Source organism: Streptomyces sp. GL_140 (genome assembly GCF_057834465.1).
This window is the reverse complement of sequence record NZ_CM174404.1, coordinates 2,668,407-2,684,456: the sequence shown is the minus strand read 5'-3', so window position 1 is coordinate 2,684,456 and position 16,050 is coordinate 2,668,407. Positions and strand designations below refer to the sequence as shown.

Here is a 16,050-nt window from a genome sequence, read left to right as displayed (position 1 = left end):
CCGCGACCGCGAAGGCAGGACCACGTGCTGACCGTCGATTTCTCCCGGTTCCCGCTCGCCGCAGGCGACCGCGTACTCGACCTGGGCTGCGGCGCAGGCCGGCACGCCTTCGAGTGCTACCGGCGCGGCGCCCAGGTGGTCGCCCTCGACCGCAACGGCGACGAGATCCGCGAGGTCGCCAAGTGGTTCGCCGCCATGAAGGAGGCCGGTGAGGCCCCGGCCGGGGCCACCGCCACCGCCATGGAGGGCGACGCCCTCGCGCTGCCGTTCCCCGACGAGTCCTTCGACGTCGTCATCATCTCCGAGGTGATGGAGCACATCCCCGACGACAAGGGGGTGCTCGCCGAGATGGTCCGTGTCCTCAAGCCCGGCGGCCGCATCGCCATCACCGTGCCGCGCTACGGCCCCGAGAAGATCTGCTGGGCGCTCTCCGACGCCTACCACGAGGTCGAGGGCGGCCACATCCGCATCTACAAGGGCGACGAGCTGCTCGGCAAGATGGAGTCGGCCGGCCTCAAGCCCTACGGCACGCACCACGCGCACGGCCTGCACTCGCCGTACTGGTGGCTCAAGTGCGCCTTCGGCGTGGACAACGACCAGGCGCTGCCCGTGAAGGCGTACCACAAGCTCCTGGTCTGGGACATCATGAAGAAGCCGCTGGCCACGCGCCTCGCGGAGCAGGCCCTCAACCCGGTCATAGGCAAGAGCTTCGTCGCCTACGCGACCAAGCCGCACCTCCCGGTCGCCGCCGCGGCGGCCGCGGGCACTCCGGCCGCCTCGGGCGCCGAGAAGTGAGCTCACCCGAGCGCACCGCACCCGAGCACCTGGTCCTGGACGGCGTACTGACCGCCGAGGAGGCCGCCGAGACGGTCGCCGGGATCCTCGCCGCGCAGCGCGCGGACGGGGCCATCCCGTGGTTCCGAGGCCACCACCTCGACCCGTGGGACCACACCGAGGCCGCGATGGCGCTCGACGCGGCGGGCGAACACGAGGCCGCGGAGCGGGCGTACGACTGGCTGGTGCGCCACCAGAACGACGACGGCTCCTGGTACGCGGCCTACGCCGACCGCGAGGACGGGGTCGACACCCGCGAGCCACAGGACGCGAGCCGCGAGAGCAACTTCGTGGCGTACCTCGCCGTCGGCGTCTGGCACCACCACCTGTCCACCGGGGACGACGCCTTCCTCGACCGCATGTGGCCGGCCGTGTACGCGGCCGTGGAGTTCGTCCTGCGGCTCCAGCAGCCCGGCGGCGAGATCGGCTGGAAGCGCGAGGCCAACGGCGAGGCGGTCTCGGACGCCCTGCTGACCGGTTCCTCGTCCATCCACCAGGCCCTGCGCTGCGCGCTGGCCATCGCCGCCCACCGCGAGGACCCGCAGCCGGACTGGGAGCTGGCGGCGGGCGCCCTGGGGCATGCGATACGCCGGCACCCGGAGCGGTTCCTGGACAAGTCCCACTACTCGATGGACTGGTACTACCCGGTCCTGGGCGGCGCCCTGACCGGTGCCGGGGCGAAGGCCCGCATCGAGGAGCGCTGGGAGGAGTTCGTCGTCCCCGGCCTGGGTGTGCGGTGCGTGCTGCCGAACCCCTGGGTGACGGGCGGGGAGTCCTGCGAGCTGGCGCTCGCGCTGTGGGCTATGGGGGAGTCGGACCGGGCGCTGGAGATCCTGCGCTCGATCGGTCACCTGCGGGACGACAACGGCATGTACTGGACCGGGTACGTCTTCCAGGACGGGGCCGTCTGGCCCGTCGAGCAGACCACCTGGACGGCGGGCTCGCTGCTCCTCGCGGTGGCCGCACTGGGCGGCGACGAGGCCACGGGCGTGGTGTTCGGCGGGCTGACCCTGCCGGTGGGCCTGGAGCCGGACTGCTGCAACTGAGGTTCCGACGGGTCTCCCCCCGGTCCCACGCCACCCGGGAGACCCGAAGGGCTCTCCCGGGTGGCGCGGCCGTGGGGCCCGGGTGAGGCTGCGAGGGACACCTCAGTCCCCGGAGGCAATCCGTGTCCTTTCCCACCCGAACCATACGATTCCGCCGCTCCCTGACAGCGGTGCTCCTGTCCTGCGCACTGTTGGGCGGCGCTACCGCCTGCGGCTCCGGCGGCGACGACACCGCCGCCCAGAGCGACGACATCTCGGTTGCCATGGCCGCCTTCGCCGAGGCGGACGCGGCGGCTTCGGCCGAGGACGCGGAGGCTGCCGCGGCCGCCACCGCCTCGCCCTCGGCCAGCAGCAGCGCGGAGGAGAGGCAGAAGTTCGCCAAGACGCGCTTCGTGGCCAATGCGGGGCTCGCGGCCGGCGCCACCTATCAGTGGATCATCAAGCCGTACCGCGACGGCAAGTTCAAGAAGGGCGCCAAGGGCCGCAAGTTCGCGCTGGTCAAGGCGGGCCTGGCGGGCGCCTTCGCGTACAACCGGCTGAAGGCGGCGAGCGAGAACGCCAAGGGCGACCCGCTGCTGTCGAAGGCCGTGGGCCCGCTGACGGCGGGCATCGACTCCCTCAAGGGCCTCGGCTCCAAGCTCCGCAAGGGCGACGCGGGCGATTCCGACATCGGCGCCTTCGAGAACGTCATCAACAGCGTCAAGGACGCCGGCAAGAGCGCCGGCGCCACGGTGACCGACAAGGTCCCGAGCGCGGGCCAGCTGACCGGCTGAGAGGCTGAGCGGGCAGGCGCCGCGCGGGAGCGCGGGCAGACGGGTCGGACGGGAGTGGCACCCGTCCGGCCCGTCCGTCGTCGGGCTGTTTCAATGGAGCGTGATCGAGTACGCAGTCTTCGCCGTCGGGGCGGCCGGTGCCGCCTGGCTCCTGCGCCGCAAGCACCTCCAGCGCCGGACCGCCGCCCCCGTGCAGGGGATCCCCTGCATGGCGCGGCAGCCCGCGGGCGCGGGGCGCTGGCGCAGCGGCCGGGTGTACGCGGAACAGGGCGCGGCCCGCTGGGTGCCCGGCCGGGGTGAGCCCGTGCTCCTGACCGGAGGCCGGGCCACCGGCGTGCGGGTGCCCTCGATCAAGGAGGGCATCTCCATCAACCCCGGCTCGCGGATCGTGACCTGCACGTATGTGGGCGGCGGGGTCGAGGGCGGCACGGTCGAGGGCGGCGCGGCGGCCGGCATCGAGATCGAGATCGCCGTGATGCCGCTGGACCTGCGCGAGCTGCTCGCGGCCGTGCCGGAGGCGACCCCGGAGGGGCTCTGAGGTCCGGTTCCGGCCACCGATCGACGGATGCCGTCGGGGCGCGGGTCAGCGTGCGCGGCTAGGGTGAGATTTCCTCAACTAGCTTCGTGGAGACGGAACATGCGCCTATCTGCCCTGCCTGTCACCGTCGCGGTCGTGGCCGCGACGATAGCCTCGGGAGCGGCTCCGGCCGCGGCCGACACCTCGGCGAGTCCGGTGGTCCTGGAGGCCGGTAGCGGCCTCCACCACAATTCCGCGACCGTCACCTACGAGCGCGTCGACGGCGCGGTGAACTCGGTCAGGATCATCTCGCTGCGGGCCTCCTCCGGCGAGCCCGACTGCGTGTGGGTGGAGTGGAACGACCCGAAGGACACGGGCGACGGCTGGGCCGCCCTCAACTCCGAGCCCGCGTGCCACGGCGGCGGCCTGGAGGAGACGCCCGACCGGGTCATCAAGGCGCCCAAGGGGTACCAGCTCAAGGTGCGGCTGGCCGCCTACCACGACGGCGGGCCCGAAGTCGTCCACAAGGACGTCGCGAAGCTCTAGGGCCCGTGGTCGGGCAGCGGCCCTTCGGCAGCGGTCCTCCGGCCGGGGACCGCCGCCCGGCACGGTGCTAGCTGTTCAGCTCCGCCAGGACCCTCAAGGTGTGCGGGTCCGGGGCGGTCAGGAGGAGGTCGGTGACCGGGCCCTTGCGCCACAGGTCGAGGCGTTCCGCGATCCGCTCCCGGGGGCCGATCAGCGAGATCTCGTCGGCGAAGGCGTCCGGGACGGCCATGACGGCCTCCTCCTTGCGCCCGGCCAGGAACAGCTCCTGGATCCGGTGCGCCTCCTCCTCGTAGCCCATGCGGCCCATGAGGTCGGCGTGGAAGTTGCGGGCCGCGTGGCCCATCCCGCCGATGTAGAAGCCGAGCATCGCCTTGACCGGCAGGAGTCCCTCGGCGACGTCGTCGCAGACCTTGGCGCGCGCCATCGGGGCGATCATGAACCCTTCGGGGAGCTCGGTCAGCGAGGCCTGGTAGACGTCGGTGCGCGTCGGCGACCAGTAGAGGGGGAGCCAGCCGTCGGCGATGCGGGTGGTCTGGGCGATGTTCTTGGGTCCCTCGGCGCCGAGCAGGACCGGCAGGTCCGCGCGCAGCGGGTGGGTGATGGGCCTGAGCGGTTTGCCGATGCCGGTGCCGTCGGCGCCCCGGTAGGGGTGGCTGTGGAAGCGGCCGTCGAGCTCGACGGGGGCCTCGCGGCGCAGCACTTGGCGGATGACGTCCACGTACTCGCGGGTGGCGGCGAGAGGGCTGGAGGGGAAGGGGCGCCCGTACCAGCCCTCGACCACCTGCGGACCGGAGAGCCCGAGGCCGAGCATCATCCGGCCGCCGGACAGGTGGTCCAGGGTCAGGGCCTGCATGGCGGTGGCGGTGGGGGTGCGGGCGGCCATCTGCGCGATGGCGGTGCCCAGGCGGATGCGCGAGGTGTGCGCGGCGATCCAGGTGAGCGGTGTGAAGGCGTCCGACCCCCAGGCCTCGGCGGTCCACACCGAGTCGTAGCCGAGGTTCTCGGCCTCGGCGGCGAGGTCCAGGTGGTCCGGGTTGGGGCCGCGGCCCCAGTAGCCGAGTGCGAGTCCGAGGCGCATGTACGGTCCCCTCCGCGATGCCGGTTCAGCCTTATCTGACGATGCGTCAGGTGACTGTAGGGCAACGGCCCCCCACCCGGAAGGGCGGGGGGCCGCTGTGAGGTTACGGAGCCTCGCGCCGGGGTCAGCCGCGCTGGATCCCCGAGGTGTCGTTCAGGACGCCGCGGCGGCCGTCCTGGGTCTGCGCGATGAGCGTGGCCGGACCGCGCTGCTCCACGGCCAGGTACCAGGTGCCGGGTGCGAGTTCCGCGATCGGAGCGGGGTTGCCGTCCTCCGCGAAGAGCGGCCGGGCCACCGGAACGGCGAACCAGAACGGCGTGAACTCGGCCGCGGGTGCCGGCGCGGGCGCGGCGTCCTGGTGGACCGGGGCGGGCGCCGGAGCCGGTGCGGGCTCCGGGGAGCCGCCGTAGGGCGGGACCGGCTGCGGGGTGGCCCCGTAGGGCTGCGGCTCCTGCTGGCCCGGGTACCCGTACCCGGTGCCCGGCTGCGGCTGGCCGCCGTACGGGGGCGGCGTGACGGCTCCGGCCGGCTTCGGGTCGGGCACCAGCTGGCCCGCGAGGGCGGGGATCTTCGCGCCGAACAGGGTCACGCCCGCCAGTGCCAGGGTGGCGAGGAAGGAGATGACCGCACCCGCGCCCAGGTCGATCCGGCTCGGGCAGGTGATCAGGACCCACAGCGAGGACCACAGGGCGGAGACGGACAGGACCGTGCCCCAGGCCTGGAGCGGCAGGCCGGCGACCTTGCGGGACTCGGGCTGGAATCGGGCGGCGATCAGCAGGCCGGCGGCGGCGAAGCCGACCAGGAACACGGAGGGCAGGGCCAGTCCGCTGTAGTCGGTGTCCCACGCGCTCGGCATGTCGACATTGGTGCTGGAGTAGAAATCGAGGAACGAGGCGATGAACAGCAGTACCGCTGCTCCGATCACCACGCCGTCGCCTCGAGTGAGGGAGCGGATGTTCACGTCTGGGGTGTCCTTCTCGGTCTCGTCGTCTCGTGGTGCCGTGGTCGCACGCCATGACGGAGTGGCGGGCGGCACCATGGTACGGAGGTCTACCGCGACCGGGAGGATCGGGGCGGCGGGCCGTCCCGAGGGACGGTCCCGTCGCATCTACCCGCCGAGGAACCCGACGATGCCGTCCGCGATGCCCTGGGCCGCTTTCTGCCGCCACTCCGGACTCGACAGCTGCGTCGCGTCCTTGGCGTCACGCATGTTGCCGCATTCGATGAACACCTTGGGGCGAGTTGAGAGGTTCAGTCCGCCCAGATCGTCGCGGACCACCAATCCGGTACCGCTGCCGAGGTAGTTGGCGGGCGCGGAACCGGTGGTTCGGGCGAAGTTCCCGGCGATCCGTTCGCCGAGCCGGCGGGAGGGCTCGATGATCGGCGCGGTGTCCGCGCCACCGCCCTTGACCTTGGCCGGGAGGATGATGTGGTAGCCGCGGTTGCCGGCCGAGACCCCGTCCGCGTGGACGGAGACGACGGCATCGGCGCGGGCCTCGTTGCCGATCCGGGCGCGTTCGTCGATGCAGGGGCCGAACGGGCGTGCGGCACCCGCCTCGTGGGTGAGGATCACCTTGAGGCCCTGGGCCTCGAGGACGGTGCGCAGGCGTCGCGAGACGTCCATGCTGAACTCGGCTTCCATGTAACCGGCGTTGGTGGTGGTGCCGGTGGTGTCGCACTCCTTGTAGTTGGTGCCGATGTCCACCTCGCGGTTGATCTCGGTGGTGTGCTTGAAGTTGCCGGTGTTGTGGCCCGGGTCGATGACCACGACACGGCCGGCGAGGGGCTTGGCCGCGGGGGTGGTCGCGGCGGCTCCGGCGGCTCCGGAGCTGCCGGGGGCCGGGGTGGGGGCGGGGGTGGCCGTGGCCGCCGAGGCCGCCTGCTCGGGGGCCGCGAGCGGCATCACGATCCGGGGCGGGCGGGAGTCGTCGCCGGTGGACCCGCCGAGCACCTCGGTCAGCACCCACCCCGCCAGACAGGCGGGGGCGAGGGCGGCGACCGCGACGGCCAGGGTGGAACGGCGCGTGTACCAGGGCCGGTCCGGGCTGACCGAGGAGGCGGACTCGGGGGGCGGGGGGCTGTCGTCGTTGGGCACCCGGCGATGCTAGACCGGGGGTCGGCCGGGTGTGCGGACCATGGGCCATCCGGGGGCGCGGTGCGCTTATATGCCAGGACGGCTGGGCCGTACGGCGGACCGCGCCGGGGCCCCGGCAGGGCCCCGGCGGGGGTCAGATGCCTTCGCCGGTACGCCGGAGCACGCGCAGGGAGTCGGTCACCGACACCTCTTCGAAGGCGCCGGAGGCCAGGGCGCGCAGGTAGATGCGGTAAGGGGCCTGGCCGCCGTCGGCCGGGTCCGGGAACACATCGTGGATCACCAGCGTGCCGCCCGCGGCGACGTGCGGGGCCCAGCCTTCGTAGTCCCCGGTCGCGTGCTCGTCGGTGTGCCCGCCGTCGATGAAGACCAGGCCGAGCTTGCCGCCCCAGGCCGCGGCGACCTGCGGGGAACGGCCGACGATCGCTATGACGTGGTCCTCCAGGCCCGCCTTGTGCAGGGTCCGGCGGAAGGTGGGCAGGGTGTCCATCAGGCCGATCTCCGGGTCCACGACGCTCGGGTCGTGGTACTCCCAGCCCGGCTGCTGCTCCTCGCTGCCCCGATGGTGGTCGACGGTCAGCGCACTGACCCCGGCCTCGCGGGCGGCGTCGGCGAGCAGGATGGTGGACCGCCCGCAGTAGGTCCCGACCTCCAGCAGCGGCAGCCCGAGCCGCGCCGCCCCGGCGGCCGCCTCGTACAGCGCGAGCCCTTCTCCTACGGGCATGAACCCCTTGGCGGCCTCGAAGGCGGCGAGGGTCTCCGGCTTGGGGCTGGCCATGGTGTTCCTCCTGCGGGGGTGGGGTGCGTCGGCGGCCCATGCTGCCCTACCCGCTGGTAGGACGCCATGCCCGGGTCGGCGTCGGCAGCGCGGGGGAGCGTCGGCGGCGTTGTCAGTGGGTGGGTGCACGATACGAAGGAGCAGATCTTCGAAGAGGGACGAGGGAACACCGTGACGATCACGAACGAGCAGGCGGCGGGGCGGGCCTTCCTCCAACCGCTGTACGCCGACGACTACTTCCCCGACTCCGTCCTCGACAAGGGCCGGGCGATCCTGCGGCGGCTCTGCGAGCGGATCGAGGCGGAGCGGCCCGCGGACCTGGCGGCGCTCTACGCGCTGACGGGGGCGGCGACGGAGGAGTTCAACCTCCTGGAGGCCGAGTTCGAGGAGGCGGGCAGCGAGATCGAGACGGTCGCGCGCGAGGAGATAGCCGAGGACTTCTGGTTCGTGGCCTCGGCGTACGGATTCGCGGACGCGGACGTGGAGGAGCTCATCGCCCCCAGGGAGTGGTGAGCCCCCCACGGCGGGCGTGAGGCCGCGCGGCGCGGACCCCGGCAGATCCGTAAGGACCGGCCTGGCTCCGGCCTAGCTCCGGCCGGTGATGAGGGCGGCCAGCTGCCGGGCGGGCGCGGTGGGGCCGGCGGGGTGCAGCAGTTCGGTGCGGTGGACCAGGCGGGGGGCCCGGACCGGGACCGCGGTCACGCCGGGGAGGGCCACGGCCAGGGACCGGGGGAGCGCGGCGAGGCCGTGGCCGGCCGAGGCGAGGGCGGCGAGGCCATGGACGTCGGTGCCGAGGTGGCGGATCCGGGGGTGGAAGCCCTCGGTGTGGCAGACCGCGCGCAGCCGGTCGAGGGGGACGGCCGTGTCCGGGGCGTCGATCCACTGGGCCTGCGCGAGGTCGGTCAGGCGCACCGCCGTGCGCCCCGCCAGGGGGTGGCCGTCGGGGAAGAGCACCGCCAGGGGCTCCTCGGCCGCGGCGAGCGTGACGGTGGGGCCGAGGTCCGGCAGCGGCAGGGGGTCGCTGGGCGCGGCCACGCCGTCGACGAGCCCGAGGTCGGCACGTGCGGTCAGCACCTCCTCGATCACCGACTCCCTTCCCAGGACGCGCACTTCGACGTCCACGGGGCCGGCTGCGCGCAGCCGGGCCAGGGCCCGCGCGACGGCCGGGCCGAGGGCGGCGGGGGAACAGGCCAGCGTCAGCCGGGTGTCGGGGGTCCGGTGCAGTCGCGCGATGTCGGCGCGGGCCGCGTCCAGGCGCAGCAGCAGCGCGGGGGCGTGCTCCATCAGCCGGACGCCGGCCGCGGTGGGCGCGACGGGCCGCCGCTCGACGAGCCGGGTGCCCAGGTCGGCTTCGAGCGCGGCGATGTGCTGGGAGACGGCCGACTGCGTGTAGCCGAGGACGGAGGCGGCGGCGGAGAAGGAGCGGTGTTCGAGGACCGCGACGAAGGTGCGCAGCAGATGCGGATCCATGAGCATCAGTATCGCTTATGGGAGCACCAGGGATCATCGTTGGACCTGATGCCAGGACGCCTCGCAGGATGGCTCCCATGAACGAAACGACCGCCACGACCGCAGCCGACCACCACGCCGCACGCATCGCCCTGATCGCGGACCGCTCGGACGCAGTCCGTTCCCACGCCCGCGTCCCCGGCCTGCTGGAGGCGCTGCGCGAGCGCGAGGGGCTGGAGCTGGACGCCTACTGGATCCCGACCGAGGAGGCGGGCGAGGGGATGGACGGTTTCGACGCCGTCTGGGTCCTGCCCGGCAGCCCGTACCGAAGCGAGGGCGGGGTGCTGACGGCGATCCAGGACGCCCGCGAGAACGGCATCCCCTTCCTGGGCACCTGCGGCGGCTTCCAGCACGCCCTGCTGGAGTTCGCCCGCACCGTCTGCGGCCTGGACCGGGCCGGCCACGCCGAGAACGACCCCGGGACGGCGGAGGCGGACGCCGTGGTCGTCCCGCTGGCCTGCTCGCTCGTCGGCCACGAGGGCACCGTACGGGTCACCCCCGGCTCCCGTGCCGCCCGGCTGCTCGGCGCCGACCGGACCGTGGCGCGCTACCACTGCAACTACGGCCCGAACCCCCACCACCTGGATCTGCTGCGGGCCCACGGCATGACCTTCACCGGCGCCGACGAATCCGGCGACATCCGCATCGCCGAACTCGCCTCCCACCCCTTCTTCCTGGCCACCCTCTTCCAGCCCGAACTCGACGGCGACGGCACCCGCGCCCACCCGCTCATCACGGGCCTGGCCGCGGCGGCCGTCGAGCACGCGCGCGCCGCCCGCCAGACCGTCGCCCACTCCTAGGGCGTCTCTTCAACGCGAAGGCCGCCCGTGGGGGACACGGGCGGTCTTCGCGGGGTGGTGTCAGACTCCGGACGCGATCCGGCCGTAGTCGGTCCAGCCGCCGTGCCCGTCACCGCCGTTGTAGACGAATGCGCTGGTGGGGCCGTTGGTCAGCAGGTAGTCGGCGTGGCCGTCCCCGTTGATGTCGGCGAAGCCGACGAGGTTCTGGTCGGTGGTGACGCCAGAGGCCAACTGGCCGGGGTTGTACCAGCCGCCGTGGTTGTCGCCGCCCCGGTTGAGGAAGGAGGTGACGGCCCCGTCGGTGTTCAGCACGGTGTAGTCGACCTTGCCGTCGCCGTCGAAGTCGGCGAAGCGGATGCGGGTGGTGTCGCCGGTGAGGCCGGTGGCGACCTGGCCCAGGTCCTTCCAGCCGCCGCCGGTGTCGCCGCCCCGGTTGAGGAAGACGTTCACGGCGCCGCCGGCGTTGAGGGTGATGTAGTCGGTCTTGCCGTCGCCGTCGTAGTCGGCGAAGCGGACCTGGTCGGGGTTGGCGGTGAGGCCGGTGGCGACCTTGCCGAGGTTCTGCCAGCCGCCGCGGCCGTCGCCGCCCTTGTTGAGGTAGACGTTGACGGCGCCGTTGTTGTCGAGGGTGATGTAGTCGGCTTTGCCGTCGCCGTCGAAGTCGGCGAAGCGGATGCGGGTCTTGTCGTTGGTGATGCCGGTGGCGACCTGGCCGAGGTCCTGCCAGCCGCCGTGCCCGTCGCCGCCCTTGTTGAGGAAGACCTGTACGGAGCCGTTGTCGTTGACGATGACGTAGTCGGCCCTGCCGTCACCGTCGAAGTCCGCCCAGCGCACCCGGCCCGCGCCACCCGACTCCGTACCGGCATTGCTTGCGTACGGGACGGCGTGGTCGGTCGCCAGGCCGGTGCCGGGGGAGCAGGTCCAGGCGCCCGCACCCTGATCGGCGAGGATCTTCTCCGCTATGAGGATCTGCTGCCGCTTGGTCGCGAGGTCGGGGCGCGTGGCGTAGGCGGTGCCGCCGTAGTGCTGCCAGTTGTAGAGGCTGATCTGCAGCCCGCCGAAGTACGAGGTCCCCGTATTGATGCTCCAGTTGCCCCCGCTCTCGCACTGGGCGACCTTGTCCCACGTGGTGACCGAGGCCGCGGTGGCGGTGCCGGTTCCGAGGGACGAGGCGAGCACTCCGGCCACGAGGGCACCGGTGATGGTGAGGGACTTCTGACGACGGGACATGATCACGACCGGCTCTTTCTGTTCAACCACGGGGCTGGGGATTCGGGATGCGGGACGGGGAGGAGGAGGGGGAGGGGGAGGGGGAGGGGGAGGGGGAGTCGGGGGTTCACCCACAGGGGGCGAACCCCCGACTCACCAGATGCTCAGACGCCGGTGGCGATCTGGCCGTAGTCGATCCAGCCGCCGGCGTCGTCGCCGCCGTTGTTGAGGAATGCGGTGGTGGGGCCGTTGGTGACGAGGTAGTCGGCTCGGTTGTCGCCGTTGATGTCGGCGAAGTCGAGGAGGTTCTGGTTGGTGGTGATGCCGGTGGTGATCTTGGCGCGGAGGGTCCAGCCGCCGCCGGTGTCGCCGCCCTTGTTGGTGTAGCTGGTGACGGAGCCGTCGGGGTTGATGATGTTGTAGTCGGCCTTGCCGTCGCCGTTCATGTCGGCGAAGCGGATGCGGGTGAGGTCGTTGGTGACGCCGGTGGCGACCTTGCCGAGGTCCTTCCAGCCGCCGCGGCCGTCGCCGCCGGTGTTCTGGAAGACGCCGATGGAGCCGTCGGGCTGGGTGACGACGTAGTCGGTCTTGCCGTCGCCGTCGAAGTCGGCGAAGCGGACCTGGTCGGGGTTGGCGGTGAGGCCGGTGGCGACCTTGCCGAGGTTCTGCCAGCCGCCGCGGCCGTCGCCGCCCTTGTTGAGGTAGACGTTGACGGCGCCGTTGTTGTCGAGGGTGATGTAGTCGGCTTTGCCGTCGCCGTCGAAGTCGGCGAAGCGGATGCGGGTCTTGTCGTTGGTGATGCCGGTGGCGACCTGGCCGAGGTCCTGCCAGCCGCCGTGCCCGTCGCCGCCCTTGTTGAGGAAGACGTGGACGGAGCCGTTGTCGTTGACGATGACGTAGTCGGCCCTGCCGTCACCGTCGAAGTCCGCCCAGCGCACCCGGCCCGCGCCACCCGACTCCGTACCGGCGTGCCCGCCGCCCGTGATCCGGTCGTACCGGAAGGGGATGTAGCCGTCGCCGGTCATCTCGGAGCGCTGCATGGTCCGCTTGCGGGCGTTGGTGCCGGGGCGAGCCTCTTCGTACACCTGGGCGCTGGTGTGGGCGGAGTCGTTCCAGCCCGCGAAGAGGACGACGTGGATGTTGTAGTTGCCGCCGTCGTACCGGTCGATCATGTCGCCGGGCTGCATGTCGTCCAGGCTGCCGAGCTGGGTCGCCACGGACCGGAGGGTCACGGTCGTCCGGCTGGTGTCGAGGTGCCAGGCCATCGAGACCAGGCCGGAGCAGTCCTGGCGGTAGTTGCCGTTGGAATCGGAATGGTACGAGCTCTGGCTGTACGGGATGCCCTGGTTCACCCAGTCCTGAGCCCGGTCCAGTACCTCCGAGCGGGAGATCGTGCCGTTTTGGGCGGAGACACCGACGGCGTGCGCGGCAGTGGCGGTGAAGGCCGTGGCGGCGACTGCGCCGGAGGTGGCGATCGCGGCGGCGAGGGCTATGCGGGTGAGCTTGGAAGCCTTGGAAGACATGGTTGTACTCCTGGTGAAGGCGTGGGGATGCGGTAAGGCGGATCACTGCGAATTCGGACGGGCTTGAGACGGCTGCCCTGCAGGAACAGCGGTCGTGGCGGTGGACCCGGCATCGTGTTCTGATGCTTCGTCCGGTCGTCCTCGCCGGCGTTTCCCTTCCGGCGATCACTGCTCTCGCCGCAGGTCAGAGGCGGTGGAACTGGTTCCGGCTGGACGGAAAGGGTCCTGACCTGATCCGTCCAGCCGGCCCCGTGACCGCCCTCTTCGGCCGATTCAGCCGTCGCACTCGAACCACACGGTCTTGCCGGTGGGGTTCGGGTCCGTGCCCCAGCGGTCGGACAAGGCCTCGACGAGCAGCAGGCCCCGGCCGCCCTCGGGGAGGTCCCCGTCGCCGGTTTCGCGCGCCACGCGTGGGGCAGCGGGGCAGCCGTCCGACACCTCTACGCGGAGCCCGTGAGGCCGGCGGAGGATGAGGACGACGCAGCTTCGGCCGGGGACGTGGCGCACGACGTTGGCGACCAGCTCGGTCAGGGCGAGTTCCGCGGCGTCGGAGAGTCCGGTGAGGTCCCACTGGGTGAGGAACATCCGCAGGATGCGGCGCATGTGGCGCGCGGAATGGCTACCGACGGTGAAGCCCATGCGGTAACTGCCTGCAACTTCGCCTGGTACGGGCCCGGTTGTGAGATTCATGGCACCAGGCTGGAGCGGACTGGTTACGCTCGGCTATGGACCGAAACGAACGCCGCACGGTGTGCACTTGGGGGTGACCGCTCCATGGTCAACATCCGCGATCTCGATCCCAGCGCGTCCCCGCTGGACTACTTCGGCTCGGAACTGCGCCGCCTGAGGGAGGCCGCCGGGCTGAAACAGGGCCAGCTGGGGGCCATCGTCTTCTGCGCGGCGTCCCTGATCGGGCAGATCGAGACGGCCCGGAAGGTGCCGACCCGGGAATTCTCGGAGCGGATCGACGCGGCGCTGGACACGGGTGGGGTGTTCTCCCGGCTGGTGGGGTTGGTGCTGCGGAGCCAGTTGCCTACGTGGTTCCAGGCGTACGCGGAGATGGAGGCGCGGGCCGCGTACATCTCTACCTTCCAGGCGCAGCTGGTTTACGGGCTGTTGCAGACGGAGGCGTACGCACGGGCCGTGCTCGGGGTGCGGCACGAGAACGGGCTCGACGCGCAGGTGGCGGCCCGAATGGAGCGGCAGCGGATCCTGGAACGCGAGCATCCGCCACTGATGTGGGTGGTACTGAGCGAGGCCACCCTGCACCAGGAGGTCGGGGGCCGGGAGGTCATGCGAGACCAACTCGCCCACCTGTTGGGTCTGCGGGACCGGGAGTGGGTCCGGGTACAGATCCTGCCGTTCGAGGCGGGTGCGCATGCCGGGCTGCCGGGCACGTTCACCCTCCTGCGCTTTGACGACGACCCGGACATCGTCTACACCGAGGACTTCGTCCAGGGGCATATGACGGCCAATCCGTCAGCCCTCAGGGAGGGTTCGCTCCGTTACGATCACTTGCAGGCCGCCGCACTCCCCGTAGAGAAATCGGCGGGACTGATCGCCCGCGTAATGGAGGAACGCTATGGACAGCATCCAGAACATCACGGGCGCGCGGTGGCGTAAGTCCTCGTACAGCAGCGACACCGGCGGCGAGTGCGTCGAGTGCGCCCCCCTCGGCGCTACCGCCTGGCACAAGGCCTCGTGCAGCGGCGACACCGGCGGCGACTGCGTAGAGGTAGCCCCCCAGCCCTGCCGGATCGCCGTCCGGGACTCCAAGAACCCCGGCGGCCCCGCCTTCACCGTCGCACCCGCCGCCTTCGCGGAGTTCGTCCGCAGCCTCTGACGGCACGGGCGCGGCGGTGGTGGTCGCCGCCGCGCCCTGTGTCGGTGGAAGGTGTGGCGGATGTCGGGGAGTTCGGCTGTAGTTACGTAAAGTAGTAGTACGATCACGCTCGTGAAGCTCGTGGTGCAGGTGAAGCTGCTGCCGGAGGTCGACCAGGCCCCGTGCTGTCGGCAACTCTGCACGCCGTCAACGACCGGGCCAACCGGGTGTCTGCTGTGGCGTTCGAGCATGGCGTGCCGCGTGAGTACGAACTGCGCAAGCACACCTACGCCGAGCTGAAAGCGTCGGGTCTCGGTGCGCAGGTCGCACAGCACACCATCAAGAAAGTCAGCGACGCCTACACCGCGTTGAAGGCGAACATCAAGGCGGGAAACCTCGGCAAGCCAGGATCCAAGCGTTGCGCCAAGGCGAGGTCCAAGCCGATCACCTTCCGCCCGGACGCGGCGCATCCGTATGACGACCGGTGTCTCTCCTGGCAGTACGACTCTCGGACCGTCAGCATCTGGACCACGTCCGGACGTCTCAAGAACCTTTCCTTCACCTGCTCCGCCGACGCGCTCAAGACGCTGCGTGAGCACCGGAAGGGCGAGTCGGACCTGATCGAACGCGACGGCGTGTTCTATCTGATCGCGGTGTGCGAGGTGCCCTTGAACGAGAACCCGTCCGGATTCATCGGCGTAGACCTCGGCATCGTCAATATTGCCACCAGCAGCACCGGATACCGGGCCGCTGGGCGTGGTCTGAACCGGTACCGCAAACGGCAACTCGACCTGCGTAAGAAGCTCCAGGCCAAGGGCACCAAATCTGCCAAACGCCTGCTCAAGAAGCGCAAGCGGCGCGAGCAGCGCCACGCCGCCAACGTCAACCACATCATCGCCAAGTGGATCGTCACCACCGCTGAACGCACCGGACATGGGATCGCACTCGAACACCTGAGTGGAATCCGTGACCGGGTACGGCTCCGCAAGGACCAGCGGACGAAACTGCACTCGTGGAGCTTCCACCAGCTCGCCGGTTTCGTGGAGTACAAGGCGAAGCGTGCCGGGGTGCCGCTGGTGTACGTCGATCCGGCGTACACCAGCCAGGAATGCTCCGAGTGCGGTTACATCGACCGGAAGAACCGGGTCGATCAGGCAACGTTCGCCTGCCGGTCCTGCGGGGCCCTCATGCACGCGGATGACAATGCGTCCCACAACATCGGCCGTAAGGGCGAAGCTGTGTGGGTTGCGGGGCGTGAGTCACGCGTCCCAGCCACCCCCTAGGTGGTCTGGACGGAGGAGTCAACCCAGCAGCCAGTTGGGCGCTACCTCCAAGCCCGGTCCTTTGGGGCTGGGTCAAGTTGACCAAGCAGCCCTGGACCGCCGCCTCGGGAGTGCTCGCCGGCGCGCTGTCCACCGTGGGCAAGTCCTTCGGCGAGACCGACGACCAGGTCGGCGCCGACCTGAAGGCCGCCACCCCGCAGGCCACCCCGCAGTCCTCCCCGTCCCCGCAGGCCCGGTGAC

Annotated in this window: 18 protein-coding genes and 1 pseudogene; 11 read left to right on the top strand and 8 right to left on the bottom strand. The window is 71.2% G+C overall.

The genetic code is table 11. From position 1 onward, the window contains the following. The first annotated feature begins 24 nt into the window (after positions 1 to 24). The 5 genes from AC3IYJ_RS12555 to AC3IYJ_RS12535 all read left to right on the top strand — a co-directional run bounded on the left by AC3IYJ_RS12555 (position 25) and on the right by AC3IYJ_RS12535 (position 3,716). Complete coding sequence (locus AC3IYJ_RS12555) at positions 25 to 795, top strand: class I SAM-dependent methyltransferase (RefSeq protein ID WP_489401394.1); 771 nt, start codon at positions 25 to 27, stop codon at positions 793 to 795. Then, the gene (locus AC3IYJ_RS12550; RefSeq protein ID WP_489401393.1) at positions 792 to 1,880 is read left to right on the top strand and encodes a prenyltransferase/squalene oxidase repeat-containing protein; all 1,089 of its coding nucleotides are present in this window, start codon (positions 792 to 794) and stop codon (positions 1,878 to 1,880) included. Before AC3IYJ_RS12555 ends, AC3IYJ_RS12550 begins: the two co-directional genes overlap by 4 nt. A gap of 170 nt (positions 1,881 to 2,050) precedes the next feature. Then, positions 2,051 to 2,653, top strand: a complete 603-nt coding sequence (locus AC3IYJ_RS12545) for a hypothetical protein (RefSeq protein ID WP_489401392.1) — start codon at positions 2,051 to 2,053, stop codon at positions 2,651 to 2,653. Positions 2,654 to 2,753: 100 nt separating this feature from the next. Further along, a complete protein-coding gene (locus AC3IYJ_RS12540) occupies positions 2,754 to 3,191 on the top strand; it encodes a hypothetical protein (RefSeq protein WP_489401391.1) in 438 nt (145 codons plus the stop codon). Positions 3,192 to 3,290: 99 nt separating this feature from the next. Then, positions 3,291 to 3,716: a hypothetical protein gene (locus tag AC3IYJ_RS12535; RefSeq protein WP_489401390.1), complete on the top strand. Its 426-nt coding sequence runs from the start codon at positions 3,291 to 3,293 to the stop codon at positions 3,714 to 3,716. A 67-nt stretch (positions 3,717 to 3,783) separates the two neighbouring features. Here AC3IYJ_RS12535 and AC3IYJ_RS12530 read toward each other — a convergent pair whose 3' ends face one another. The 4 genes from AC3IYJ_RS12530 to AC3IYJ_RS12515 all read right to left on the bottom strand — a co-directional run bounded on the left by AC3IYJ_RS12530 (position 3,784) and on the right by AC3IYJ_RS12515 (position 7,664). Continuing rightward, positions 3,784 to 4,794 carry an LLM class F420-dependent oxidoreductase gene (locus tag AC3IYJ_RS12530; RefSeq protein ID WP_489401389.1) on the bottom strand — a complete coding sequence of 337 codons (1,011 nt, stop codon included), beginning with the start codon at positions 4,792 to 4,794 and terminating at the stop codon, positions 3,784 to 3,786. A 124-nt stretch (positions 4,795 to 4,918) separates the two neighbouring features. Beyond that, a complete protein-coding gene (locus AC3IYJ_RS12525) occupies positions 4,919 to 5,755 on the bottom strand; it encodes a hypothetical protein (RefSeq protein WP_489401388.1) in 837 nt (278 codons plus the stop codon). Between the two features lie 147 nt (positions 5,756 to 5,902). Further along, positions 5,903 to 6,889, bottom strand: coding sequence for an N-acetylmuramoyl-L-alanine amidase (locus tag AC3IYJ_RS12520; protein ID WP_489401387.1), 987 nt, complete (start codon positions 6,887 to 6,889; stop codon positions 5,903 to 5,905). Between the two features lie 133 nt (positions 6,890 to 7,022). Then, positions 7,023 to 7,664, bottom strand: a complete 642-nt coding sequence (locus tag AC3IYJ_RS12515) for a class I SAM-dependent methyltransferase (protein WP_371615670.1) — start codon at positions 7,662 to 7,664, stop codon at positions 7,023 to 7,025. Between the two features lie 171 nt (positions 7,665 to 7,835). On the opposite strand from AC3IYJ_RS12515, the gene AC3IYJ_RS12510 reads away from it, so the two are divergent. Next, complete coding sequence (locus AC3IYJ_RS12510) at positions 7,836 to 8,177, top strand: DUF5713 family protein (protein ID WP_489402790.1); 342 nt, start codon at positions 7,836 to 7,838, stop codon at positions 8,175 to 8,177. Positions 8,178 to 8,249: 72 nt separating this feature from the next. Here the strand turns inward: AC3IYJ_RS12510 and AC3IYJ_RS12505 are convergent, their stop codons facing one another. Continuing rightward, positions 8,250 to 9,134: a LysR family transcriptional regulator gene (locus AC3IYJ_RS12505; RefSeq protein ID WP_489401386.1), complete on the bottom strand. Its 885-nt coding sequence runs from the start codon at positions 9,132 to 9,134 to the stop codon at positions 8,250 to 8,252. Positions 9,135 to 9,211: 77 nt separating this feature from the next. Here AC3IYJ_RS12505 and AC3IYJ_RS12500 point away from each other — a divergent pair, with 77 nt between their 5' ends. Then, complete coding sequence (locus tag AC3IYJ_RS12500) at positions 9,212 to 9,973, top strand: CTP synthase C-terminal region-related (seleno)protein (protein ID WP_489401385.1); 762 nt, start codon at positions 9,212 to 9,214, stop codon at positions 9,971 to 9,973. Between the two features lie 60 nt (positions 9,974 to 10,033). Here the strand turns inward: AC3IYJ_RS12500 and AC3IYJ_RS12495 are convergent, their stop codons facing one another. From AC3IYJ_RS12495 to AC3IYJ_RS12485, 3 genes are all read right to left on the bottom strand, one after another. Continuing rightward, the gene (locus AC3IYJ_RS12495) at positions 10,034 to 11,203 is read right to left on the bottom strand and encodes an FG-GAP-like repeat-containing protein (protein ID WP_489401384.1); all 1,170 of its coding nucleotides are present in this window, start codon (positions 11,201 to 11,203) and stop codon (positions 10,034 to 10,036) included. Between the two features lie 143 nt (positions 11,204 to 11,346). Next, the gene (locus AC3IYJ_RS12490) at positions 11,347 to 12,705 is read right to left on the bottom strand and encodes a C40 family peptidase (RefSeq protein WP_489401383.1); all 1,359 of its coding nucleotides are present in this window, start codon (positions 12,703 to 12,705) and stop codon (positions 11,347 to 11,349) included. A gap of 273 nt (positions 12,706 to 12,978) precedes the next feature. Continuing rightward, on the bottom strand, positions 12,979 to 13,395 hold the full coding sequence (locus AC3IYJ_RS12485; protein WP_489401382.1) for an ATP-binding protein: 417 nt from the start codon (positions 13,393 to 13,395) through the stop codon (positions 12,979 to 12,981). A gap of 84 nt (positions 13,396 to 13,479) precedes the next feature. Here AC3IYJ_RS12485 and AC3IYJ_RS12480 point away from each other — a divergent pair, with 84 nt between their 5' ends. The 4 genes and pseudogenes from AC3IYJ_RS12480 to AC3IYJ_RS12465 all read left to right on the top strand — a co-directional run bounded on the left by AC3IYJ_RS12480 (position 13,480) and on the right by AC3IYJ_RS12465 (position 16,049). Next, on the top strand, positions 13,480 to 14,328 hold the full coding sequence (locus AC3IYJ_RS12480; protein ID WP_489401381.1) for a helix-turn-helix domain-containing protein: 849 nt from the start codon (positions 13,480 to 13,482) through the stop codon (positions 14,326 to 14,328). Further along, positions 14,288 to 14,548 (top strand): DUF397 domain-containing protein, encoded by a 261-nt coding sequence (locus AC3IYJ_RS12475; protein WP_489401380.1) that lies wholly within the window; start codon positions 14,288 to 14,290, stop codon positions 14,546 to 14,548. Before AC3IYJ_RS12480 ends, AC3IYJ_RS12475 begins: the two co-directional genes overlap by 41 nt. A 111-nt stretch (positions 14,549 to 14,659) precedes the next feature. After that, positions 14,660 to 15,810, top strand: a pseudogene (locus tag AC3IYJ_RS12470) (RNA-guided endonuclease InsQ/TnpB family protein). A gap of 77 nt (positions 15,811 to 15,887) precedes the next feature. Beyond that, the gene (locus AC3IYJ_RS12465; protein WP_489401379.1) at positions 15,888 to 16,049 is read left to right on the top strand and encodes a hypothetical protein; all 162 of its coding nucleotides are present in this window, start codon (positions 15,888 to 15,890) and stop codon (positions 16,047 to 16,049) included. Position 16,050: the final 1 nt, after the last annotated feature.